This window comes from Vagococcus hydrophili (assembly GCF_011304195.1).
Taxonomy (GTDB): domain Bacteria; phylum Bacillota; class Bacilli; order Lactobacillales; family Vagococcaceae; genus Vagococcus; species Vagococcus hydrophili.
This window is the reverse complement of sequence record NZ_CP049887.1, coordinates 1,946,183-1,971,072: the sequence shown is the minus strand read 5'-3', so window position 1 is coordinate 1,971,072 and position 24,890 is coordinate 1,946,183. Positions and strand designations below refer to the sequence as shown.

Genomic DNA, 24,890 nt, shown 5'->3' with positions numbered 1-24,890 from the left:
CTTATGTCTCCCCTTAGTTTTTGATTTTAATAATAATCGTAACACCCTGATCCTCGACTGCTTCTAACTGCATTTTAGACTCTTCTCCAAAAAAGCCTCTGATTCTTTGATACACATTGGAAATACCAATTGAGTTTTGAAGCAAGGTTTTATCATCAAGCAATCGTTGATTCACATCTTTTAAACGTTCCTGTGTCATACCAAGACCATTATCAATAATTCGAATCTCTACTTCATGCTCTAATTGATAGGCTTTCACACTAATTGCATTATCTTGTCTCTCATAATCAATCCCATGAACAAAGTAATTTTCAATTAAAGGTTGGATGATAAATTTAGGTATCACAAATTGATCCAATCCTTCATCTACAATGAAATGATACGCAATACTATCTGGGTACCTCATTTGATACAAGTAAACATATTTTTCGCAGAAATCCAGCTCCTCTTTCAAGGTCGTTGTTTTCTCTTGGGTAATATTGTTTCTAAGTAAGGCTGAGAATGCATAGACCACATCGGCTAATTCGGTTTGCTGGTTACTCAGAGCATACATCCTAATGTACTCTAATGTGTTATACAAGAAGTGAGGATTAATTTGTGACTGCAGAGCCCTCATGTGAGCATCTCGCTGCTTGATCTCAAGTAAATAAATGTCTTCAATGTATTTATTCAGATTTACTACCATCTGATTAATCGCGTCCCCTAAATCTTTTAATTCTAGTTGCATCATACTTGGATCAACTTGAGCACTTAAATTTCCCGCACTGACTTGATTGGTTACTTTAACTAATTCTTTCATTTGAGTCGAGTATTTTTGGAAGACTTTATTTAAAAAGAAGAGTAATAAAATCATCACACCTATTCCAATAGAGAAAATGACACCGATTTGTAAAAATGAAGTGACTCGGACTTGTCGTTTATCCAGGACCGTTACAATGGACAAACCTTTGACTGCTTTATTTCGGACATAATACCGATTGTTTAACCCTTTTTCACTCACCCAAGAGTTATTCTCCATATCTTGTTTGATTACTTCTTGCGTTTCTTTTGGCATATCCTGTTGATTCTTATAAATTAATTGGTCGTGAGAGTCAAAGATATAATGACTCACTCGTTGTTTGTTATTTTGATTCTCGTTATAAAAAGAAGATACGCTATCATCTGTAAATGTAATGTAAACTGCTCCGCTTATTTTTGAAGTGCTCGGTTCTTGAATCGTTCTGACTAACGTTAATTCATCTGTTGGTTTATGATAAGGTTTGGTAATTTTTTTCCCCATAACACTTGATTTGTCTCCGTGAAGATAGATATCTAAATCTTCAAAAACAATATCGATTGATTTTACTTCACCGTAATTGGATAAAATCGCCTTCATCACGTCTGGAAAATAAATACTATTCCCCGTCTCATGCCAAATATCTATCATGTATTCAAAATAACTTTGCTGATCCATCATCATATAGTTTCTTAAGTTCTCATAATGAGCACTCGTATTAGCCACTTCCCCTAAAATATTACTCACTACGTTGCTATCTTTACTATTTAAACTAGTCGCGACTTCTGTTGTTACATTGTCAATCTTAACCTCTGCTTCTCTTTGGTTCATTTCAAATACAAATAAACTTAATCCACTCATGATAATTAACAAAACCACCATGAGGATTAAGCTGTATAATTGCATTAATTGATTAATTAAAAATCCCTTATTAAAAATATTAAACCATTTCTTCTTCATTCAATCCCAACTTTTCATTCACAACATCTCTGATTTTTTTTGTCGCAATGACACTCCACATAATAAGCAAACTAAATGTGGCAAAAACGAATAATCCCTTCATTTGCCATGTGATAAAACCGATAGTTACTACTCCTAATAATAGCTTAAAAAAGGTACCAAAGCTAAAGAAAACACTGATAAACGCTAATTTTATCACTTGAATAAATGGCATCTCGTAAGTTGTTTCATAAGAAATCACATATTGATAAGCCAAATACAGTAACATTAAGGCAACAATTAAGATGAAATCAAGCATTAGCCAAACCATGCCGAGCATTTGAACTGACAAGTATAAGTTATAAGCAAGAACAGCTGCTACACCAACAAACAAAAGAAACTGCCCATTACTTCTAACAAAATGTTTCTTCCAAATTTCAAACGCTTTTTTTAAAGTCACTTCTTTATAATCAAATTCTGAAAGTTGAAATAAATCCGACACCATTTGAATTGATGGACCGATGCCAAAGACAATCGCTCCCATTAGACTAAATAAATGAAAAAATAAATTTAATTTAATCACTAACCAACTTACTTTGAATGCTCTTTCTAATCCTGTTCCTAGCATTTTTTATTCCTTCTTTCATTTATTCTCAATTCATTGTATCATTTTTTAACGTACCATTTAAACAAAAGATAAATGTAACAGAAGTAGAATCGGTAAATATCAACCGATTCTACTTCTGTCACCATTTAATTCGTTACTATTTTTTATTTTTTTAAGAATTCATCTAATTGTTTTTGCATTTCTTCTTGAACTTTACTCCAACCTGCTTTTTCTAAGTCTTTAGACATTTTAGCAACATTTTCTTCTGGGTCAACTGATCCAGTGTTGATGCTATCTTTGTAACGACTCATGATGTTAGCAATGTTAGTTAATTCAGTTTTAACGCTATCTGTTTTAAAGTTAAAGCCTAATGTTGGAGAAACAATTGATTCTTCGATTTTTTTATCACGTTCTTTAACTAAATCATCTGATAATGTGTCTTGTGTGTAAAGAAGCATGTTGTTTCCTGTATTCCAAGCTGCCATGTGTTGGTTAGGTTTGTAACCATCTAATAATTTAATTTTGTTATCACCAGATTTTTCCCAAGCTTTTCCTTCAACACCCCATACTAAACCATTTAATAATTCTGGATCGCTGTTTAATAAGCCTAAAAATTCAACTGATTTTTCTTTGTTTTTAGAAACATTTGATACTGTAAAGTTAGCCATTTGTGCTTGTGCTGTTGTTCTGTATGGTTTTGTAATCGCACGAGAAACAATTGGTTGACCCGCAGCATTTGTTAACACTGTATCGCCGTAATCCATAGGTCCTTGTGTTTCTTCACGCATGAACCAAGTGTTTCCTTCTAATGGGAAACCAGTTGTGTTTGTAGCAGCATCTGTTGGAATAATTCCTGCTTCATACCATTTGCGGTAAGTTTTAAGGTTTTCCATCATGTCTTTGTCTTCGTATTGGTTAATAATCTTAGGATTTTTTTCATCATCTAATTTAATAGCGAATGGGTAATCTTTTCCTAATGGATAATCATAATCGCCTGATACTTTAAAGTTTTGACCAATCGCAAAAGCCGCGATATTTGGTTCTTTTTTATGGAATTCCATTAACACTTTTTCAGCATCAGCATAAGAATTAATGTCATCGACGTTTAACTTATATTTATCAACATATTGTTTGTTAAATGTTAACATTTGTTGACCATAGACATTTCCTTTAACTGGGAAAGCATATAATTTATCATCTACTAAGTTACCTTTAATATAAGATTCATCTAATTGGTCATAAGCTTCTTTCGCGTGATCTGGTGCTAATTCAGTTAAATCTGCATAAGCGCCTTTTTGAGCGTTAGAGACATAGTTTGATGCAAAAGAGATATCGTAGTTTTCACCTGAAGCGATGATGGTACTCATTTTTTGATCCCAGTCACCCCAACCAATGTATTGTAAATCAATTTCTACATCAATTTTTTCTTTAATGCGTTTGTTGGCAATTCCCATTAACTCATCATAGTTTTCTGGTTTATCCCCTACTTGGTACATTAAAAGAGTTGTTGTATCACTTTTACCTCCAGATTTTCCACCTTTGGCATCTTTACTACCACCATTACCACACGCTGCCAAACCTGCCACTAAAAGTGCTGCACCAGCGACGGTTGCGATTTTCTTAAAGCTTTTCACCATTAATTCCCCCTGTATACTTTTTTTATTCTTTCACGCCACCAATTGTTAAACCACCCACAAAATATTTTTGGAAGAATGGGTAACTTAAAGCAATCGGTAAGGTTGAAACCACCACAATAGCCATACGTGCTGACTCACTTGGAAGAGCGGCTAATCCTCCTGCAATTTGTGATCCCATTCCGGTATTTTTAGCTAAGTAATCCAAGTTGTTCTGGATTTTCATTAGTAAGTACTGAAGTGGAACCAAATTATCTTTTTGGATATATAACAAAGCGTTAAACCAATCATTCCAGTAACCTAAAGCTGCAAATAAACTAATCGTTGCAATCCCGGGTACGGCTAATGGTAAGACAATTTTCATGAAGATAGTCATCTCACTGGCTCCATCAATTCGAGCCGATTCAATGATACTATCTGGAACAGTCTTTTTAAAGAACGTTCTCATAACTAAAATATTAAAAGGTCCTAAGGCAAGTGGTAAAATTAATGCCCAAATCGTATCTTTTAATTGAAGCATGTTTGTCATAACTATGTAGTTGGCTACCATTCCTGGTGAGAACAACATGGTAATCAGTGCAAACATCGTAAAGAATTTTCTAAATGGAAAATTCGAACGAGAAATAACATACGCATAAAGTGATGTCATTGACGCGTTTACTAACGTTCCAAAGACGGTTACAAAAATCGTCACACCAAATGCTCTAAATATTTTCTCAGACATTTGACCTGCAAAAATATATTTATAAGAAGCAAAAGACCATTCTTGTGGGAAAAAGCTATACCCATTCTCTGCTAAAGATGTTTCACTTGTTAGTGAGATAATAATAACAAAGATGAATGGGACTAAGCATGAGATAGCAAACAATGCCACCATGATATTAAAGAAAAAATCGACTTTAGGACTAAAGGCTCGAATTTCAACTTTAGCTACTTTTTTTCTACTCATTTGTCACACTCCTACTAGAATAATGCTGAATCTGGATCAAGCTTACGAACAACAAAATTCGCTAAAATTAATAACGTACTTCCGACAACTGATTGATAAAGACCTGCTGCTGCTGTCATACCAATATCTCCTGTTGCAGTTAAACCGTTATAGATGTATGTATCTAACACAGAGGTTACTTCATACAAAGCACCTGATTGTCTTGGAATTGAGAAGAACATTCCAAAATCTGCTTTGAAGATTCCTCCAATGTTTAAGATTAATAAAATACTCATCATTGGTAATAATTGTGGAATCGTTACATTTTTAATTTGTTGCCATTTACTCGCGCCATCTACCATTGCAGCTTCATAATACGTAGGATCAATTCCCATAACTGAGGCATAGTAGATAATACTGTTATAACCTAAACTCTTCCAAACATTTAACACGACAAAGATTAATGGCCACCATGTTGGGTCAGTGTACCACTGGATTGGCATTTGGCCATTTTGCGTTAGCCATTGATTGATAATACCTTTGTCAGGACTTAAGAAGGCATAAACAAAATACGAGATAACCACCCATGATAAGAAGTATGGTAGTAATGACATCGTATTATAAACCTTCACTAATTTTTTATTCCGTAACTCACTCATAATAATGGCAAATGCGACTGCAAAGAATAAGTTAAATGCTAAAAATATAATATTATAAGCTAATGTATTTCGGGTAATTAACCACGCATCATTAGATGCAAATAGGAATTTGAAGTTATCAAATCCAACCCATGGGCTATCTCTTAGACTGGCAATAAATCCATCTGGGGAAATATGAAAATCTTTAAACGCAATAACATTAGCAAATACTGGAATATAAAAGAAGAATATAAACCAGATAAAGCCAGGTATTGCCATAAAAATTAACGCTCTAAAGCGGTAAACATCAGCCCAAAACCCTTTTTTCTTTTTCTTCACTCTTTTTCCTCCCTTCATTCACACTGAAAGTATAACGCTTTCTTTATTTCTTTATAAGAAACAAATTAAAGAGGTTTTGTAACAAACTATAGTTTATCAAATACTTTTTTTACTAGAAGATACTCTTTTTTTAAACCTTACTTCACCAAAAAAGTTGGAAGTGAACTTTTTTAGTTCACTTCCAACTTTATGAATACTTAATTACCAACCACCAGAAAAGCCTCCACCACCAGATGAACCTCCACCAAAGGAAGATCCTCCACCTGAAGATCCACCACTAGAATCATTATAACTTGACCAAATCATCGTATGCATATAGTAGTTTCCTAATGACATATTGGTTAAATCATTCAGAGCTTTCTGCCTTTGATCACTATCAATTTCTTTTTTTCTCTTTTTAGCAAATTTATATGCTTTTTCTAGGGATGCCTCATTAATTGTTAATTGGCTTAATAATTCTGGGTCTGATAAGTCTCTATCTTTTAAAAAGTAATAAACCATTAAGGCGATGATTAGTTTATAATCGATACGACCAAGTTGTTTCTCTTTTTCACTAGCGTACTGCTGAGAAACAGTTTCTATAAATTTTTTATTTTTTGATGCTATTTTTAGTGCTTGACGATGCTTTTCTGTCACAATTTCCACGTAATCTCCAACAATCAGCATCTCAACATCTGATAAATATGGATTAACAGTTACTGGATAATCAAATGTGCTACTAATTGGTATCAATTCAGATTTCAATGTATCTAAATGTTTACTATCTAAGTAAACTGACACATTATAAGGAGCTTCTTTTTTGAATTGTTTACAATATTGAATCAAACTATCAATCAATAAAAATTGGGCAATATAATTCTTTAAGTCATAATCATTTGATAAGAACTTCATTTTATTTGGCATACGATTAATTTTCTTAGCAATAGATTCCGATAAATTTACTTTACTTGTCCCCTTTGCTGTTCCTAATATCGTATTCGCTTTATCTATATAAATATATCCTACTAAATCTTTTGCCAAATACGATTTAGTTAGTTTCTTACGAATAAACATAATACTTAAAATATAGATGATAGCAACTAATGCCGTTATGATAAAAAAGAAAATAACAATGATAAAAATCATCTTCATTAACTTGTCTTGTCTCTCTTTTTCAGCCGCTACCATCTCTTTTGCTGAGTCCAAATCGCTATATTTCATTTTTACTAACTGTTCAATGTTCTTCGAAATCATCATTACTGACTCACCGTATTTTTCATCTTGTAGTAATTCAGTGGCTTCTGATGTAACTATATCTTCTTTCATACTATCAGTAATGATTTCTTCCACACCATAACCTGTTTCCAATCGATACTCTCGATCTTCCACTGAAATAACAAATAAAAAGCCATTATTTAATTGTTTATTTCCGACACCTAATTCTTTGAATTTTTTTTCAGCATAACTTTCAATGGACTCAAATCCCTTTAAACTTTTTAAAGTAATAACAGCATATTGTGGTTCACCAGGAAGAGTAATAAATACCTCTTCGTTTATCTGTTTAATATAATTTTTATCTTCTGTCGTTAATATATTTGCATTATCTTCTACAAAAATATTATCAATTTCAGCAAATGCCGTACCCGAAAATATCAAGAAAACTATTATTACCAAACCAAAAATCAAGCCCTTTTTCCTAAAACAACTATTCTCCATTTTAGATACCTCCTAAATCACAACCTGACAATACTACTTTCATCTTATTTGCTGAGATTAACTTCTGGTACTTTTTCCGCTTCTTTGTCAGCTTCAAAGTATTCTTTTTCTTCAAAGCCTGTTATTCCAGCAATAATTGATTTTGGGAATTTTTTAATTGAAACATTATATTTTTTAACGGCATCATTATAACGATCACGTTCAACTGAAATTCGATTTTCAGTGCCTTCTAATTGAGTCATTAATGTTTTGACATTTTCGTTTGATTTTATCTCTGGATAATTCTCCATTACTACCATTAAACGAGATAAAGCAGACTCCATTTCATTTGACGCCATAGCTTTTTCTTTAACTGTCCCTGCTCCAGTCATCTTACTTCTAGCATCTGTAATATTACCAAAGACTTCTTTTTCTTGCTCCATGCTTCCTTTAACTGAATTGACTAAATTAGGAACTAAATCGTAACGACGCTGTAATTTAGAGTCAACTTTTGCCCACTGACTTTCGACTTCTGCTTGTTTTGTGACTAAACCATTGTAAGTCGCAAAACATAAAACAATTAACAGTACTACAGCACTACCAATAATTAAACCTATTTTTTTCCCACTACTCATTCTAATCTCCTCCTCATTATGTAACTAATATGTCGTATATGTTACTAATATGACAAGTATAACACTAGTTTTTTTGTTTACATCCGTCTAAAGGCTGAGACAAAAAAGACCACTGAGGCAGACCTTTCAGTCTACCTCAATGATCTTATCTTTTCGTATCCTCAACCACTCGATTAATATGAATCACCAAGTAAATCATCTCTGGCTCTCTTACTTTCACCTTTTTACTTTGGCATAAGTAATCTTTAATTCGTTGACTGCAATTAAAAGCTTCTGGATATTTACTTTGGACTAATTCATACAAAAACTCGTCATTTTCTTCAATGGTTTCATCACGCAATATTCGTTTTACAAAATATTGAATGTGTGTCACCATCCGGTTATAGCTAAGAGATGTGTCATCAAACATAATCCCAAAGAAACGGCTAATAATGTTTAAAATATCTCGAACCATCTCTGTGCTCTCCATCGTAATCGGTAATTCATTGGCATTAATTCGGCTATTAGCTAAATGAATCGCGATGAATCCCGCTTCATCTGATGGAAAGTTAATATCTAACTTCTTATTAATTACGTCAATAGCTTGTAAAGCTACTTTTGTTTCATCTGGATAAAATTTCTTAATTTCAAACAACAACGGATTAGGAATATAAATTCCTTTGCGTCCCCTCTCAACAGCGTAATTCAAATGGTCTGTTAAGGTGATATAGGCTTGATCAGAATACTCATGATTGGTTGTCTTCTCTGCATAAAGAATGGTTTCCTTAGCAATATCCAAGACAACTGGATCAACGGCCATGACCATTTTTTCGATTTCTCTGACGCCTTCTTTAGAACCTGAAACAAAGACTTTATCTATTTTTTCAGATTCGATTCTGTCACCTGTTTTTTTTTGAAAGGCTAACCCTTTACCCATGACAACAATTTCTTCTAGTCGATCATTTTCAGAAATAACAACATTATTATTTAGTACTTTCTTGATAATCAACAGTTATCTTGCCCCTTCCTACTCATGATCGTCCCTTTTTTTAATGGTACCTCTAGTGTAACTCAAATTGATTCATTTATAAAATATTATCTAACTAAAGTTAAGAAATCTTCACCGTCGATAATTTCTTCTTGATTTAAATCTAACACATCTAGATAATCAGCAGAGTTTGTTACGACAATCGGTGTAATCGTTGGTTTACCTGCTGCTTTGATTTTTTCAATATCAAACTTAACTAGTAAGTCGCCAGCTTTCACTTTGTCACCTTGTTTAACCATTTTTTCAAATCCAGCACCATCAAGCTCAACTGTATCCATTCCAATGTGCATTAAAATTTCAGCACCATTGTCTGTTGTTAACCCTACCGCATGTCCAGTTGGGAAGATTGTCGCAATCTCGCCATCAGCTGGAGCACGTAATTCGCCGATTGTTGGTTCAACCGCTAACCCTTTACCTAAAGCACCTGAAGCAAATACTTCGTCTGGAACTTCTGTCATTGGAACAATTTTACCTGTTAATGGAGATTTTAAAGTTTCTCTGTTTTTTGTTGATGTTGTTGAAGGTGTTTCTGCGCTTTCGTCTGCCTCAGTATCAAAGCCAAGTACTAATGTTAAAACAAAGGCAATTGCAAAGGCAACCACTGTTCCAATAATTCCCATCACAACATTTGATTCTACGCCCTCAATATTACTAATAAAACCAGGAATACTTAATAAACTAATTAAACCACCAGTAAACATTTTAACACCAGCACCACCAATGATAGCTCCACCGACAGCTCCACCAATACAAGCTGCGTAGAATGGCTTTTTAAGTGGTAACGTTACACCATAAACAGTTGGTTCAGTAATCCCAAAAATAGCTGTTAAAGTACCAGAAATAGCCAAAGCTTTTCTCTTTTGACTCTTTGTTTTAATTGCAACTGCAAGAGCTGCTCCTGCTTGGGCAATAACAGCACCTAATAACATAGCTGTCATCGTGTCATAACCATTTGTTGTTAAGTTAACTAACGCAATTGGTATGAATCCCCAATGCATACCGAACATAACGAATACTTGCCATAAACCACCCATCACTGCACCAGCTACGATTGGACTGAAACTAAAGATTGCACTATAACCTTTACCTAAGAAGTCACCAATGATTGTTCCTAAAGGTCCGATTGCTACAAATGCTAGTGGTACCATAATAAGTACAGTAATTAACGGAACCAAGATAATTTGAAGAAAATCAGGTGAGATTTTCTTAGCCAATTTTTCAACATGACTTTGTAACCAAACAGCTAAAATAATTGGAATAACCGTTTGCATGTAACCAGTTGGTCCAATGATAACTGGAATTCCAAAGAAGTCTAAACCTGTTCCAGCTGATGCAACAGCAGTAATCGCTGGATATAACAAGGCTCCAGAAACAGCTAAAGCAATAAATGGATCTGCTTTAAATTTCTTAGCTGCAGTAAAGGCAATTGCAAATGGTAAGAATTGCATGAAACCATCAGATGCTGCAAAAAGAATTTGATACGCACCAGATTCAGGTGACATTGCACCTACAACAACCAGAAGTGTGAGTAGCCCTTTTAAGACCCCAACACCTGCTAAGGCTCCTAAGAATGGTGTGAAAATTCCTGAAATAATATCAATAAATTGATTAAAGATACTTCCTTTAGGACCGCTCTCTTCTGATGAAGAAGCGCCACTTAATCCTGAAACTTCCAGTAATTCAGCGTAAACATCTTTAACATGGCTCCCGATAACAACTTGATATTGACCGCCACTTTGAACAACTTGGATCACACCTGGATGTTTTTTGATTTCCTCTGTTTTTGCTACAGACTCATCCTTTAATTTGAAACGTAAACGTGTTGCACAATGCACCACACTATTCACATTTTTCTTACCGCCAACTAAATCTAATACATCTTTAGCTAACTCTTGATTTGTTTGTTTTGACATTTTTTATTCCCCCTCTTAATTTTAAACAACAAAAAAACCTAAACTGAGAGAAATATACTACAAACATCCCCTAAGAATAGAGTTTGTTCACTTAATATATTTTCTTTCAATTTAGGTTTTGCCTGCCGTACAGTCACAATCCTTAAATGTATACATGGATAATATCATTAAAACAAAAAAATGTAAACACTTTCTTTTTATTATTTTTAAAATTTCACAAAAAAATGAAGCATCTTACTATAAGACACCTCATTTTTTGACATACTATAATTTTTTACGTAAAACGAAAGCTGTGCCTAAAATTGTGAAGACGCCAAGAGTTGCTAAGGCAATAGTTCCTTGTTGTTCACCTGTTTTTGGTAAGAAACCACCTTTTTTATCTGAACTGCTTGTTGGTGTGACTTTATCTTTTTTACCACTCTCAGATGTGGTGGTTGTTTTAGTTTCGCTTGTTGATGAACTTGTCCCTGTACCTTCATCAGTATCGGCTTGAAGTAAGCCTGCAATACGACCAAATGGCATTGTTTGACCAGCGGCTTTTAGTTCATCTTCCATTTTTTGAAGTTTATTTAACTTAGCAATCAGTTGGTCATTTGTATAGCTTATACCAGCAATAAACGTGCTATTTGTTGGATATAACGTTTGTAAATATTTTTGTAATTTGTCTACTTGAGGAATCATCTCAGAAAAACTATTAAAACTAGATGGATCAAATGATAACTGTGTTAATGCATCATTCACGTTAACTGTTTTATCACCATATAAAGTTTTTAATAAACGACCATATGCACCATAATCCATACCAGTTACATCGTAGTTATAACGAGTAAATAAAGTCATGGCTTGTTCTAATTGTTCATCTGTGTATTTAGCAAGTTGCTCTTTGGTGATACCAAAATCGCCTGATGATAGTTCTTCTCTAATTTTGCTTGCTTGAGGGTTGGTTTCAACAGGAACATCTTCACCTTTTTTTTCACCAACCACTTTTTCAAGTTTTTCTTCAACTTTAGTTACATCAGCTGTATCTTTTTTGGCTTCTGACGTTGAACTTCCTGGGGTTGTTTCACTTGTTTTTGTTTCTACGTTAGAGCTTTCCATCGCGCTTGATTCTGTAATGACTTCTTCTTGAGCTGCTTTTTCATCTACTTTTGAATCTTCTGCTAACACAAGCGTTCCTAAACCAAACGTTCCTAATGCTAATCCACTAATTAATAATGAGTTTATCGTCTTTTTCATCATGCTATCTCCTTTTTTATGCATCTCTTTGTAACAATTGTAATACTTTTGTAATTAAAAGTCGATATAAATTTTGTGTTTTTACCTTTTCTTAATAAAGAAAACTTTATAAACTATCTAAAAATAAGAGGTATTCACAAAATTAAACACACTTTGTGAATACCTCTTTCATTAAATTACTTATTACTCTGGAAATGACTCTCCAGAAACAAAACTTGTATAGATTAAACCATTTGTTGCTTCTTCACTTTTAATTAATTGCATTAACTTTTCAACAGCCACCATACCCCAACGTTTTTTTGAAAAACCAATTGTTGCGATAGTAGGTGTGATAATGCTGCCAAAATTAGCATTATCAAAACCGATGATTTTTACATCTTTACCGATTTTTAACTCAGTTTTTTTGAAAAATTCGTACATTCCAACCACCATCTCATCATTAAATGAGAAAATAGAAACGGGTTTGGTTGTCATTTTCAAGTAAATTTCCTCAGCAATTCTTTTACCTGATTTTGTGTCAAAGTCACCTTTATGGACGGTGTATTCTCTATTATATCTTTTTAGTTCACGCTCTGCAGCTTCAAGCCGTTTCACACTATCAAAGGAATTATCTGGACCTGTTACTAGATGAATTTCTTGGGCTTCTTCTTCCACGATTTTTTCAACAGCTAATGTGGCTCCGCCTGTATTATCTAGTAAAACATGACACAAGTTTTCTCCAGAAACTTCACGGTCTAGAGTAACTAGCTTATAGCCAGCTTTACCGTATTTCTCAATTTCAGCGGTATCAAAGGTCCAATCTAAAATAATGACCCCATCTACCATTCGCTCCGGGATAAATAGATGAGATCGTTTGCCACTACAAACAATCATCTCATAATCATAAGATTTTAACCCATGTTTAATTCCGTCAAGTAATTCACCATAAAAACTTCCCATATAATCTGATAAATACACGCCAATAATCCGTGTTTCACGCCGTTTGAGGGCTTTAGCTGCCATATTAGGAACGTAATTCATCTCGTCTGCTATTTTCTGAATTCTTTGCCTGGTTTCCTCCGTTACCTTCTCACTTCCGTTTAAAGCGTATGAAACCGTTGAGATAGAAACGCCTGCTGACTTTGCTATATCTCTTATTCCGACCACTTTACATCTCTCCAATAAATATTTCTAGCTCATTTTCTTCACCTATTTTAGTTTGTGAATTAAAAGCCTCTAATGAAATTTGCAATCCTTCATTTCGATAACGATTTTTTTGTGTTTCTGCTGCTACTAGTTTACCATTTATCTTAAGCTGTTGAACAGAAGAATTTAAGTGATACGTTATTTTTAATGGTCTGTCATCCATTGTATAATTCAATGTCACCCCATCTAATTCTTGTGGTAAGACTGGATCAAATATCACAAATTGATTGGTTTTGCGAATCCCTAGGACATTACTAATTAATTGATTCAAATAGATACCAGGTCCACTGGAATAAATACGCCATCCACCTTTAACAGTCCGTTCCTTCGTTTTTAATTCTTCAAAGTTCTCTTTCGCATCATATCTTGTTTTAAAATTACCATCAGAACTACTAAAATAAGCATTTCCTTGTCTTAGTTCACTATTAGATACCACGTCGAAGATACCAATTGGATTGATAACTTCTAAATTCTGCCAAGTTTCTTCTGGCTTACCAATTTTTGCCATCGCTTCAATGTATCTAATATGAGCATGGATATAAGCTAATCCTACTTCACGACCAAGATTGGCTGCTTGTTCTGCACGTTTAAATATTTCACTAACGCCACCTTCATAATTAGCAGGTTTGTTCATCAAACGAACAGCATCTGGGTATTTCAAATGTTCTTGAATAATATCATAATGTTTATTAACTTCCTCTTGATCAATTAATTCTGAAATCATACTTCTCGTCATCGGCAATAATCGATAGTCAATACCTGTTCTTGTGTCGTTTGGATGAACCATTAACTCAGTCTCACCTGTGTCTGACATGAATAAGAAACCTGGAATCACTTCATCCTGCAACATATACTTATGAAAATCTTGATACACACCATCAGCTATTTTTTGACTACGTTTAGCAATTGTTTTATTGTTTTCAGTCATAACTTCAAAAAATTGTTTCATGGTTTGATAAGTTAACGCAACCGTCCAACTACTTGCCATATTTTTCTTCAAGCTTTGATCAGCTGGTTGTAAGGTATCATCCCAATCACCATCACCGTAACAAGAAAGATAGGTTCCTTCTAAGAAGTTATCTTCCATGTACTGAATTTGTTTTTCAATATGTTGTAAAAGTGTTTCTGTCTCTTTCGTTTGTTTAAAGTTTTGACGACTAGAATAAGGTAGTAACTCTTCTAAAATCGTAAAATCTTCCGTGATTCTTAGATAGTCGCCGACCACTTTAAGAGGCCAAACAATAATGTCACCATGACTTTCATCTGCTTTAATTTCTTCAAATTTATCAAACATGAACCACTGAGGCCAATTACCATCATCATCAAATTGGTTCGCATAAATTGTTAAAATAATTGAGCGAACAATTTCAGGTTTGTTCATGGCAAAGAAATATTCTACAGGTCCCTGACAAACGTCACGAGTTCCCCATGCTGCCCCGCCATATTGTTCCAATCCATGAGGTGATAAATAATGAACCAACATATTATGGGTATACCACTTAACAAGGGCGTTCATTTTATCTAAACGAGCTTGCTCTTTTCCTTCAAGTAAAAAGTCATTACTTAAAGTTGAGATGTATTGATCATAATTTTTACTTGCTTGACTTAAGGACATCTCTTCTGATTTAAACGCTTCATTTGACAGTGTTCCTTGAATCGTCATCGCCATTTGACTACTATCTTTCACTTCAAGTAGAAGTAGATTTTCGTCTGTTGATATTTGGAAGAATTCACTAGCCGATAAACACTCATAATTTTCTTCTAAAGAAACATAATAAGTTAAATCAGAGTATTTATTGTAAATAGCAGAGTCTTCTGTTGGTTTAATCGTTAACAAGTGATTCTCTTTTGAAACAGTGTAATCTTGTTTATTTTCACTATCTCCCATCACTAAATCAAAACTTGTTAAGAAGTCATAATGTTTATTTTTCTTACTCGAAACACTTAATTTAATACTTCTTGATTCACCAACTGTATAACTTGTTACTTCGATTAAATCATCTGCTAATTTGTAATACCAAGTGCCAAAGTTAAAACCAATTTTAAAGGCAGAAGGCATGCCTAATCGGTGCCATTCCTCATTGATTTTAATATACAGACGTTGACCTGATTTTTTTTGAAGGTTAAGAGTGCTACGCGTATTACTTATGAATTTATTAACGGTAGTGTTCCCTAAAACAATCTGAGAATTAAATAATCCGTCCATGTAAAGCGTACTTGCCATCACTGGATTATCAATGGTTTCTTCTTCCCCACTAATAATAATATGACCGTGAGATCTTTCCATTAACAATTCTTTTTCTTTTAAAACAACGTGATAGTCCTTGTCATCAAAGAAAGATAAGAGTTCTCCTGCTTCATTTTTTTCTTCAACTTTTCTAGTTGGAAATAACTCACTAATCTCTACTTCTGTTAAGTCTTTTCCTGAAATTTCTTTTACACCACTAGCTAAAGGTTGAACTACTTCAGTACTGTTTGTCAGTTCTTCAAGAGATTGATAACTCACTTCTATATCCAATAAACTAACTTCAGCTTGTTTCACAGCTTTGGGGTGATTTTCTAAGTAAGCACCATAAAAAATCACTTTTTGAGCATCTTCCGTCAATGTTAGACGTTCAGATTGAAGTCCTGTATAAGCCATCTCAAATTGATAAACTTCATTGGGTAGATTTTCTTGATGACTTAATAAACTTGTATAACTATTGCCTTCTGTTTTTTCAAATAATTGGTAACCATCTGTTGAAAAACCAACATTTTTAGTTAATGAGCCTTGTTGTAGGTATGGAAATCGCTTATTTTGTGCCATATTTTGTCTTGAAGAAACCACATAGCTTCCGTTCACTTGATAAGCAGAATGATCTACGTATTGAGAATTATAAGCTTCATTGGTTGTTACGACACCTTTGTTTGCTAAGCCTAAATCTTGACCATAAACAACGTCCACATTGCCACTACCTGATAACTTAACTTCCCAAAACCAAATATCTTGATTGGATAACTTAACTTCAACTTCATAATCCACATTTTGAATGTTACCACTCCACCGGACACCGTTTTCAAAAAATTCAGTTTTAGACTCCGAACGTTTTCCAATTAAAGCATAAACTTCAATGGATTTATCTGTAAAAATACGTAGAAACAAATTATTCACACTACCATCAAATTCGTTTCCAATTAATTGGTTGATTAAGATTTCTTTAGCTGTTATCTCTTTAATATCACCATGAGGTAAAAACGCGAAAGACACGTTTTTACCTGAATAATTTTTTAGTTTCATTTAGTTCACTCCGTTATCTAAGAGAAAAACTCTTAGCTAATTTTAATTCTCGACTGTTTGGTCCAACCATTAAGTTAAACTCACCAGCATCTACTGCCCATGATAAATCTTGATGAACGTAAGCTAGTTTTTTAGTTTCTAATTCAATCACGACTTCTTTTGTTTCATTTGCCGCTAATTCTACTTGTTTAAAGGCTTTTAATTCTTTAAGAGGTCTCGCAGTTTCGCCAACTAAATCACGGGTGTAAACTTGGATTGTTTCTGTTGTTAAGCGATCTGATTGATTTGTCACTGTCACAGTTACTTTAATCGTATCTTCAATTTCACCGATTTCTTTATCAAGAGCTAAGTTGTCATAAGAAACAGAGCTATAAGATAAACCATAGCCAAATGGGTATTTCGCATAGTTAGATACATCTAAGTACTTAGAAACATATTTTTCTTCTGGTGCCGCTTCATAAGGACGACCAGTATTTTCAGTATTGTAATAAACAGGGACTTGACCAACATTTTCTGGGAATGACATGCTCAGACGACCACTTGGATTCACGTCACCAAATAGAATATTCGCTACTGCATTACCACCTTCAGTTCCTGGGAACCACGCTTCTAAAATAGCATCTGCTTCTGAAATATCTGTTAAATCTAAAGGACGACCATTCACTAAAACAACCACTACTTTTTTAGCCACTGAACGAACTATTTTAAATAATTCAATTTGGCTTTGTGGCAATTTAATATCACTACGACTTGCTGCTTCACCACTCATCCAATCAGCTTCACCAAGTGCTAAAACAACCACATCATTCGTTGTTGCTAATTCTTTTGCGTCAACTAAACTTTCAGCGGTGTTTTCAAATAAATCATAGTTAGTTGTTGAAACGCTCACGTGCTCGCCTTTAGAAACCAAACCCTCTGCAATCGTGATTACTTCGTCAAATTTCCCTTGCCATGACCATGCACCCATTAAATCACCTGTTGTTGCTTTTGGTCCAAACACAGCGATTTTAGCTGTTTTATCAAGTGGTAAAATCTCTTTATTTTCTAAAAGAACCATTGATTTTTCAGCAATTTCACGAGCTGACTCACGGTGTGATTCTGATAAAATCACTTCTTTTTCTTTAACAGGATCAGCCCCGCGGTAAGGATTTTCAAATAAACCTAAATCATTTTTCAACTCTAAAATTCTAAGAACCGCTTCATCTAATAAATCCATGTATTTAGCATCTTCATCGATTAATTCTAAAAGATGTTTGTCATAACACGTTGTCATCATTTCAATATCCACACCTGCTTCAATCGCAAGTCTAGCGGCATCTTTTTCGTTAGCTGCCACACCATGATTAATCATCTCTTTAATGGCTGCCCAGTCTGAAATAACAGGTCCTTTAAACTCAAACTCATCTCTTAATACATCTCTAAATAATTTTTTATTCCCACTTGCTGGAACGCCTTCAATAGTATTAAAAGCAGTCATCACAAGTTTAGCTCCCGCATCAATCGCTGCTTGATAGCTTGGTAAATATTTCTCACGTAAAGTTGTTTCAGACACATCTACAGTATTGTAATCACGTCCACCAATCGCCCCACCGTATGCGGCAAAATGTTTCACACAAGCAGCTACTTTTGTCACGTCTTCTTTTAAATTATCACCTTGATAGCCTTTAACCATTGATTTAGCATAAACACTATTTAAATAAGGATCTTCTCCAGTTGATTCTAAAACACGTCCCCAACGAGGATCTCTAACTAAATCAAGCATCGGTGAAAAGGTTAAGTGAAGACCAGATACAGAAGATTCTAAAGCTGAAATGGATGCCATCTCCTCTACAGCATCTGTATTCCAAGTACAACCAAGGGCTAAAGGAATTGGGAAAATCGTTCTAAAACCATGAATAATGTCTGCCATTAAAATCGTAGGCAAGTTATGGGGATTGTTTTCAATATAATTTTTTTGAATGTCGATAGCCTTTTGTGCACCAGACACACCTAAGATACTTCCTGCATTATCAATCGTTGTTTCATTAATGTTTAAGTTATCCATTGGACCTGTACGATCCTCTGCGTTATCGGTATAAAAATCTGCAGCTAATTGTAGTAATTGATCAACTTTTTCTTTCGGGCTCATTTTTTCAATAATGGCTAATAATTCAGTTTGTTTCATTTTTATAATCTCCTAATAGTTAAATTTTAAAGGTGGTAACAACTGGAAAATGATCTGAGGGAAATCGCCCATCACACGAATCCGTTAATACGCCTCGTTTGGTACATATCATGTCTTTATATAAAATATAATCAATGTATTCTAAATCCTTCCAATCTCTCTCATATTCAAACTCTTGAAAGGTTCCCTTTGGACCATAGTTGAACACCTCTTGATTATCTTCTGGATATTGAAAAATTTCTTGTAGTTTATCGTGTAACACTTCTTCTCTTTCAGCGTTAAAATCTCCTAAAAGAATGGTTGAATAAACGTTGATTTTTTTGGCTAATACCTCAAGTAAAACATCCATTCCTTTTTGTCTTGCTACTTCGGACACATGGTCTAGATGTGTATTAATTACTAAAAACTCTTGTTTACTCTGTTTATCTTTCAAGATAATCCATAAAGCGATTCGTTTACACCCTGCTTCTGGATGAATACTTGATTCAAAAGGGGTATCAGACAACCAAAAAAATCCTTGCCCCATGCAATCAAACAACGTTTTTCGGTAGTAAATACCTAAGCCTTCATCTGTTTGGTCGCCTTCTCTTTCTCTTGTAAAACTTGCGTACTCTGATAAACTTTTCAGATCATTGACCTGATTAGGTCTTATTTCCTGAACACCTAAAATATCCCAATCATGAAACTTAATTAAATCAATCACGTGATTTTTTCGGTAATCCCAAGACCAATTCTGATCAAAATCTGTATCTGTACGAACGTTATATGTCGCAACTTTAATCTCTCTCATTGCATTCACCAGCTGTTTCTTTTAATAAATAATTTAATATTTTTTCTATGTGTTTTAATCCGCCACCGCCATGTCCTGGTTGTTGATAGGTATCCAGCTCTTTAATGGCTTTGATTTTATGATACGCTACTAAAAAATCTTCCTTTGGACAAATTGGATCAGCCTCACCAACTGAAATCAGTACTGGATTAGTTATTTCATCAACAACATGTTTGATATCAAAATAATCTAATACAGTTAAAACTTTTTCTTCATCACTTGGATTATTTTTTAAATATTCATGAATCCCTTGATAAGACCCTGTTCCTTGAGCAATGCGACTAATCAAATTACTGTGACTTGGTACATCATAGAAACCGTATTTAATAGGATGTGGCGTTAAACTATTCGCGAAAAGTCCAATGCCACCACCTTGACTCGTCCCATGAATAAAAATATTTTCTTTATCAACATGGGAGATTTCTTGGACAACATCAAGTAAACGCAGTGCATCCCAATACAAACGTCTTAAATAAAAATCATCCCTATCTAAAAAGCCGCAAGCCATTAATCTTGATTCCGAATAGGTTTGATATTTTTGCGTGTCCTTTGTTTTACCACCCTGACCTCTTGAATCAGTGACTAACACGCCACACCCCACACTTAAGTAGTGCATAAACTGCAAAGGTGATTCTAAATGATTCATGTAGCCGATAAACTCAACGACCAAGGGATATTTTTCTGTGTTCTTTGGTTCAATAAACCAGCCATGAATTTTTTCATCATAAAGGCTCGTATAAGTCACGTCATATAGATTGGCGATGGTACTTGGAAAATCGATCTTTTTTAAACTTAGATCTAGTGGTAATTCCTTGGAAAGAGACAATTGTTCATCCCAATAATCTTTAGTTTTCATCTAATAGCCCACCTTTTTCAAGAAGATGAAGCTGTAAATAAATACTTGTGGCAATTCCGACTAAAACTAAGAAAATAATCGAATATTTTAAACTAATAAAGCCAATCACTGCTGGAACAATGAAACAGGCAATCGCATAAGCAATTCGGACTGTGACAAATTCTAATGTAAGATGAATTCCTTGTTTGATTGTTACATCTTTCAAGCTGTAAATAAGAGGGAAAATAACTAGTAATAGTAAGCCAAATGAAAATAAAATCATCAACAACGTACTTAATAATGGAATGTATTGAAGACTCACATAAATTAAAGAACTTGGTAATAAAAAGGCAAGTAATTCAATAACAGATAGAATTAACCCTTTCTTAAAGTTATCTTTAAAGTGTGTGCCATATACTCTAGCAACTGCCAATGTGCCGTCCTCTTTCAGTTCCTTTAATGACAAAATAAGAGCAATAAACGCTGGTCCAATTGTCACAACCGGAATAATCGAAACCACAAATATTAAATTAAGTAATACCAAATTTGCCAATTTAGAGAACACTCTAAAGTACCAACCGTCAATTGATAATATATTTTTCATCTCTATCACAAAAGGTGGGTAAAGTTAGACTTTTCCCACCTCTCCTTTCTAGTCTTTTATGCCTAATTTTTCTTTGTTTGATTTCATAATGTCAGTTTTTGCTTTATTGATTTCTTCTATATTATTTTTCTCTGTAAAATCAACGTAGTCTTTGTATGTTTTTTCGAAATCTGCATCTGTTTTAGAGCGGATTAAAGAAATAACTGCTGTGTCATATTTTGTTTTGATTGCTGTTTCTGAACGAGCTTCTTTTGAGCCAGATTCTGGTGTTGTATTTTCAATAATAAAATGAGGTGATAATTTTCCTTTACCCCAAGCTTGCATTTGAGTTACAGCACTATCTTCTGGTTCTTTAAGTAAATTCATACGGTCATTGTTAAAGAAGTTAAAGGCACTTAAACCATATTTTTTACGATATTCTTCTGGGTTTGTTTTTTCTAATTCTTTGACTTCTGGTAAAATTTCAACTTTTTTATCTGCATTGTATTTGAATGTTTCACCTTCCACACCAAACTTAGTTAAGATTTGACCTTCTTCACTAATTAAATAAGTAAATAATTGAGTTGCTTTAGCTGGATCTTTGGCATTTTTAGAAACATAGTTAACTAACCAACCTGAAATACCTGTTTGATTTAACATGATTTCACGACCTGATGTACTCTTAGGTCCATCAATTGCCATATATTCAGATTCACCTTTGTTTTTGAAATCTTGGAACTCACCAACTGAGCCGTTAAATCCATTAGCAAAAACAATCGCATAGTCACCATTTTTAAGTTTACCTTTATAAGTATCGCCATCATCAGTAAAGCTATCATCAGTGATATTGCCATCTTGATAGACTTTATTAATTGCTTGTAGCCACTCTTTGTACTCTGGATCTAAACTACGTTCGTTAAATTTACCATCTTTGGTTTCTAAAGGAACACCAATAAAGTCTTGTAAAATTCTTTCAAATGGACCACCTTCTTCTTTCACTGGTGGGAAGCCAAATGGTGTTAATTTTGGATATTCTTTTTTAATATCATTCATCACTTTTTGGAAATCTTCTGGTGTTTGAATTGAAGGTTTTCCAAGTTTTTCGTAAACATCTTTTCTAATCACAAATGCGTCGTTTGCTGGAATGACGTTGTTGTCATAATCTTTTTGTGTGTTTGAATAGTTTGGATAGCCGTATGTTTTACCGTCTTCTAAAGCAAACCAGTTAAAGGTATCTTTTGTCACGACTGTGTTTAAATATGGATCATATTTTTCTGCTAAGTCATTTAAAGAATATGCCCATTTATCAGCTTTATTTCCAGCTGGACTATCTTTTTTCATTAATGTCACAATATCAGGCAGATCCCCACTTGAGATTAAAGCATTTAATTTCGCATCATCTCCAGTCACGAATTTCACATCAATGTTTAAATCTTCTTTGATTTTTTTCGTTGTTGCATCTGTTCCGAATGGCGTCATTTTCCAATCAGCATTAATGTACCAAGTTAATTCTGTTGTTTCTTTTTTCTTATCTAATTTCCAAGCTGGAGTTTTTTCATCCAATTCGTAACGATCTTTGATACTGAAATCTTTGCCCGCATCTTTTTTGTCGTTACCACATGCTGCTAGAGTTAATGCTAATGTTGCTGTTAATAAACCAAGAACTACTTTTTTCATTTATATTTTCACCCTTCTGATTATGTTTATTATTCTTTAACGGCTCCCGCCATCATGCCACCCATAAAGTGTTTTTGTAACAATGGATAAATAATTAAGATTGGAATCGTTGTAATGACGATCGTTGCCAGTTGAACCCCTTTTGTACTTGATTCAACAATCACGTCGGTACTTCCACTATTTGACATTGCCGTCATATTAGACTGAACAATGATTTCATATATTTTCATTTGTAATGGATATAATTTTTCGTTTGTAACATATAATTTAGTGGTCATAAAGTCATTCCACTGAGCCACACCATTAAATAAAAGAATGGTTGCTAAGGCTGGTTTAGAAAGTGGAACATAGATTTTTCTAAAAATTGTGAACTCTGAGGCACCGTCGATTTTTGCTGATTCTTCTAATGACGGTGGTACATCTCTAAAGAAGTTCATTAAGATCACTACATCATAGTAACTAAACAAACCTGGAATAATGTAGACCCAAAATGTGTCAAGTAAGCCTAAAGACTTAATCAATAGGTACGTTGGAATCATACCACCACTAAAGTACATGGTAATAACGCCCATCATGGCATAGACACTTCTACCTGCTAGTTTTTGTTTACTCAAGGCATAAGCAAACACCGCACAAAAGGCTACGTGGGTAAATGCACCAATGACTGTTTTTAAAATCGAGATGAGTAAGGCTCTCGGAATACTTTCATCTGTTAACACTTTTTTATAATTTTCTAAAGTAAAATCTTTGGGGATTAACACTAACCCTGAATTACCAGTACCCGCTCCTGCACTTAAAGACGAAACAACAATGTTCCAAAGTGGGACAACAATTATTAAAGCGAACAAGATAAGTAAGGTTGTATTAATAATATTAAAGGTTCGATTTTCTTTTTTTCTCTTATGCATTTTAGTTCACCTCCATTTTCTACAAGATAACTGATTGACCATTATTCATTTTCTTCGTTACTTTATTTGTGATCAGTAACAAGATAATTGAGATAATCGAAACACCTAAACCAACTGCCGTCGCGTATGAGAAATCACCTTGTGTGATCCCCATTTTATAAACGAATGAGTTAATAACTTCTGAACGGTTTTGATTTTGTGAATTCATCAGTACAAATGTTTGATCAAGGTTAGAACCTAAAATGTTACTCACTGCTAAGATTAAATTTAAAGAAATGATTGGTGTTAATAGAGGCAAGGTAATGGTTCTAATTTGTGTTAATTTAGTTGCACCATCCATCCTTGCTGCTTCATAGTAAGTTGGGTCAATTTTAGACATTCCTGCTAAGTAAAGGATCGTCCCCCAACCAACTTCTTTCCATAAATCAGAGAAGACTGCTATCCACCAATATTTACTTGGTTCAAGTAAATGATTAACTCCTTTGTCCATTAAACCAACGGACATTAAGACTTGGTTAAAGAATCCGGAAGTTGACAACCAACTAATCATCATCCCTCCTAATACAATCCAAGAAAAGAAATGGGGAATGTAAGAAATGGTTTGGATCGTTTTTTTGAGCTTTCCGTCTTTCATCTCATAAATCATAATGGCTAAAGCAATTGGAATAAAAAATCCTAACGCTAGTTTTAGTAAACTAATGGCTAACGTATTTCGAACTGCTTCCCAAAAGAATGTGTCTTCGAAAATAATTCTGAAATTTTCTAATCCTACCCAATTGGCAGTAGACACACTATCCACAACTGTGTAGTTCTTAAATGCGATAGATATCCCATAAATTGGAATATAATTAAAAACAATCATAAAAGCAATTCCCGGAAGAACCATCCATTGTAATTGCCATTGAGATAAAAACCGATTAAACTTTGATTTCATCAAAGTAAAGCCTCCTTTCTAATTTGGTGAAACGTTTCGACAAACAGATAATATCACAAAAATAAACCGTTTACAACTAGTTTTATGTCCTTTTTTATTAAATATTCATTGAAACGTTTCTTTAAATTAATAAAGTATCTATAAACCTTTGAT

General features: G+C 34.0%; 19 protein-coding genes. All 19 read right to left on the bottom strand.

Annotated features, from left to right (window positions below):
* Window positions 1-13 precede the first annotated feature (13 nt).
* A complete protein-coding gene (locus tag G7082_RS09735; protein ID WP_166034898.1) occupies window positions 14-1,735 on the bottom strand; it encodes a sensor histidine kinase in 1,722 nt (573 codons plus the stop codon).
* Window positions 1,716-2,342 (bottom strand): YesL family protein, encoded by a 627-nt coding sequence (locus tag G7082_RS09730; protein WP_166034897.1) that lies wholly within the window; start codon window positions 2,340-2,342, stop codon window positions 1,716-1,718. Before G7082_RS09730 ends, G7082_RS09735 begins: the two co-directional genes overlap by 20 nt.
* Window positions 2,343-2,485: 143 nt before the next feature.
* Window positions 2,486-3,955 carry an ABC transporter substrate-binding protein gene (locus G7082_RS09725; RefSeq protein ID WP_166036060.1) on the bottom strand — a complete coding sequence of 490 codons (1,470 nt, stop codon included), beginning with the start codon at window positions 3,953-3,955 and terminating at the stop codon, window positions 2,486-2,488.
* Between the two features lie 25 nt (window positions 3,956-3,980).
* Window positions 3,981-4,904, bottom strand: coding sequence for a carbohydrate ABC transporter permease (locus G7082_RS09720; protein ID WP_166034896.1), 924 nt, complete (start codon window positions 4,902-4,904; stop codon window positions 3,981-3,983).
* Window positions 4,905-4,918: 14 nt separating this feature from the next.
* The gene (locus G7082_RS09715; RefSeq protein ID WP_166034895.1) at window positions 4,919-5,878 is read right to left on the bottom strand and encodes an ABC transporter permease; all 960 of its coding nucleotides are present in this window, start codon (window positions 5,876-5,878) and stop codon (window positions 4,919-4,921) included.
* A gap of 183 nt (window positions 5,879-6,061) precedes the next feature.
* The gene (locus G7082_RS09710) at window positions 6,062-7,555 is read right to left on the bottom strand and encodes a TPM domain-containing protein (protein WP_166034894.1); all 1,494 of its coding nucleotides are present in this window, start codon (window positions 7,553-7,555) and stop codon (window positions 6,062-6,064) included.
* 44 nt (window positions 7,556-7,599) lie between these two features.
* Window positions 7,600-8,169 carry a LemA family protein gene (locus G7082_RS09705; protein WP_166034893.1) on the bottom strand — a complete coding sequence of 190 codons (570 nt, stop codon included), beginning with the start codon at window positions 8,167-8,169 and terminating at the stop codon, window positions 7,600-7,602.
* A 145-nt stretch (window positions 8,170-8,314) separates the two neighbouring features.
* Complete coding sequence (licT, locus tag G7082_RS09700) at window positions 8,315-9,157, bottom strand: BglG family transcription antiterminator LicT (RefSeq protein ID WP_166034892.1); 843 nt, start codon at window positions 9,155-9,157, stop codon at window positions 8,315-8,317.
* Window positions 9,158-9,243: 86 nt separating this feature from the next.
* Complete coding sequence (locus G7082_RS09695) at window positions 9,244-11,109, bottom strand: beta-glucoside-specific PTS transporter subunit IIABC (protein ID WP_166034891.1); 1,866 nt, start codon at window positions 11,107-11,109, stop codon at window positions 9,244-9,246.
* A 264-nt stretch (window positions 11,110-11,373) separates the two neighbouring features.
* A complete protein-coding gene (locus tag G7082_RS09690) occupies window positions 11,374-12,345 on the bottom strand; it encodes an LPXTG cell wall anchor domain-containing protein (RefSeq protein WP_166034890.1) in 972 nt (323 codons plus the stop codon).
* Window positions 12,346-12,528: 183 nt separating this feature from the next.
* The gene (locus G7082_RS09685) at window positions 12,529-13,491 is read right to left on the bottom strand and encodes a LacI family DNA-binding transcriptional regulator (protein ID WP_166034889.1); all 963 of its coding nucleotides are present in this window, start codon (window positions 13,489-13,491) and stop codon (window positions 12,529-12,531) included.
* A gap of 1 nt (window position 13,492) precedes the next feature.
* Window positions 13,493-16,807: a GH36-type glycosyl hydrolase domain-containing protein gene (locus tag G7082_RS09680; protein ID WP_166034888.1), complete on the bottom strand. Its 3,315-nt coding sequence runs from the start codon at window positions 16,805-16,807 to the stop codon at window positions 13,493-13,495.
* 13 nt (window positions 16,808-16,820) lie between these two features.
* On the bottom strand, window positions 16,821-18,971 hold the full coding sequence (bglX, locus tag G7082_RS09675; RefSeq protein WP_166034887.1) for a beta-glucosidase BglX: 2,151 nt from the start codon (window positions 18,969-18,971) through the stop codon (window positions 16,821-16,823).
* Window positions 18,972-18,990: 19 nt separating this feature from the next.
* Window positions 18,991-19,752 (bottom strand): endonuclease/exonuclease/phosphatase family protein, encoded by a 762-nt coding sequence (locus tag G7082_RS09670; protein WP_166036059.1) that lies wholly within the window; start codon window positions 19,750-19,752, stop codon window positions 18,991-18,993.
* Window positions 19,748-20,656 carry an acetylxylan esterase gene (locus G7082_RS09665; protein WP_166034886.1) on the bottom strand — a complete coding sequence of 303 codons (909 nt, stop codon included), beginning with the start codon at window positions 20,654-20,656 and terminating at the stop codon, window positions 19,748-19,750. The genes G7082_RS09670 and G7082_RS09665 overlap by 5 nt, the downstream gene beginning before the upstream one ends.
* Window positions 20,646-21,239, bottom strand: coding sequence for a DUF624 domain-containing protein (locus tag G7082_RS09660; RefSeq protein WP_166034885.1), 594 nt, complete (start codon window positions 21,237-21,239; stop codon window positions 20,646-20,648). The genes G7082_RS09665 and G7082_RS09660 overlap by 11 nt, the downstream gene beginning before the upstream one ends.
* Before the next feature lie 48 nt (window positions 21,240-21,287).
* The gene (locus G7082_RS09655) at window positions 21,288-22,895 is read right to left on the bottom strand and encodes a type 2 periplasmic-binding domain-containing protein (RefSeq protein ID WP_166034884.1); all 1,608 of its coding nucleotides are present in this window, start codon (window positions 22,893-22,895) and stop codon (window positions 21,288-21,290) included.
* A 29-nt stretch (window positions 22,896-22,924) separates the two neighbouring features.
* Window positions 22,925-23,803 carry a carbohydrate ABC transporter permease gene (locus tag G7082_RS09650; RefSeq protein WP_166034883.1) on the bottom strand — a complete coding sequence of 293 codons (879 nt, stop codon included), beginning with the start codon at window positions 23,801-23,803 and terminating at the stop codon, window positions 22,925-22,927.
* Between the two features lie 19 nt (window positions 23,804-23,822).
* The gene (locus G7082_RS09645) at window positions 23,823-24,737 is read right to left on the bottom strand and encodes an ABC transporter permease (RefSeq protein ID WP_166034882.1); all 915 of its coding nucleotides are present in this window, start codon (window positions 24,735-24,737) and stop codon (window positions 23,823-23,825) included.
* Window positions 24,738-24,890: the final 153 nt, after the last annotated feature.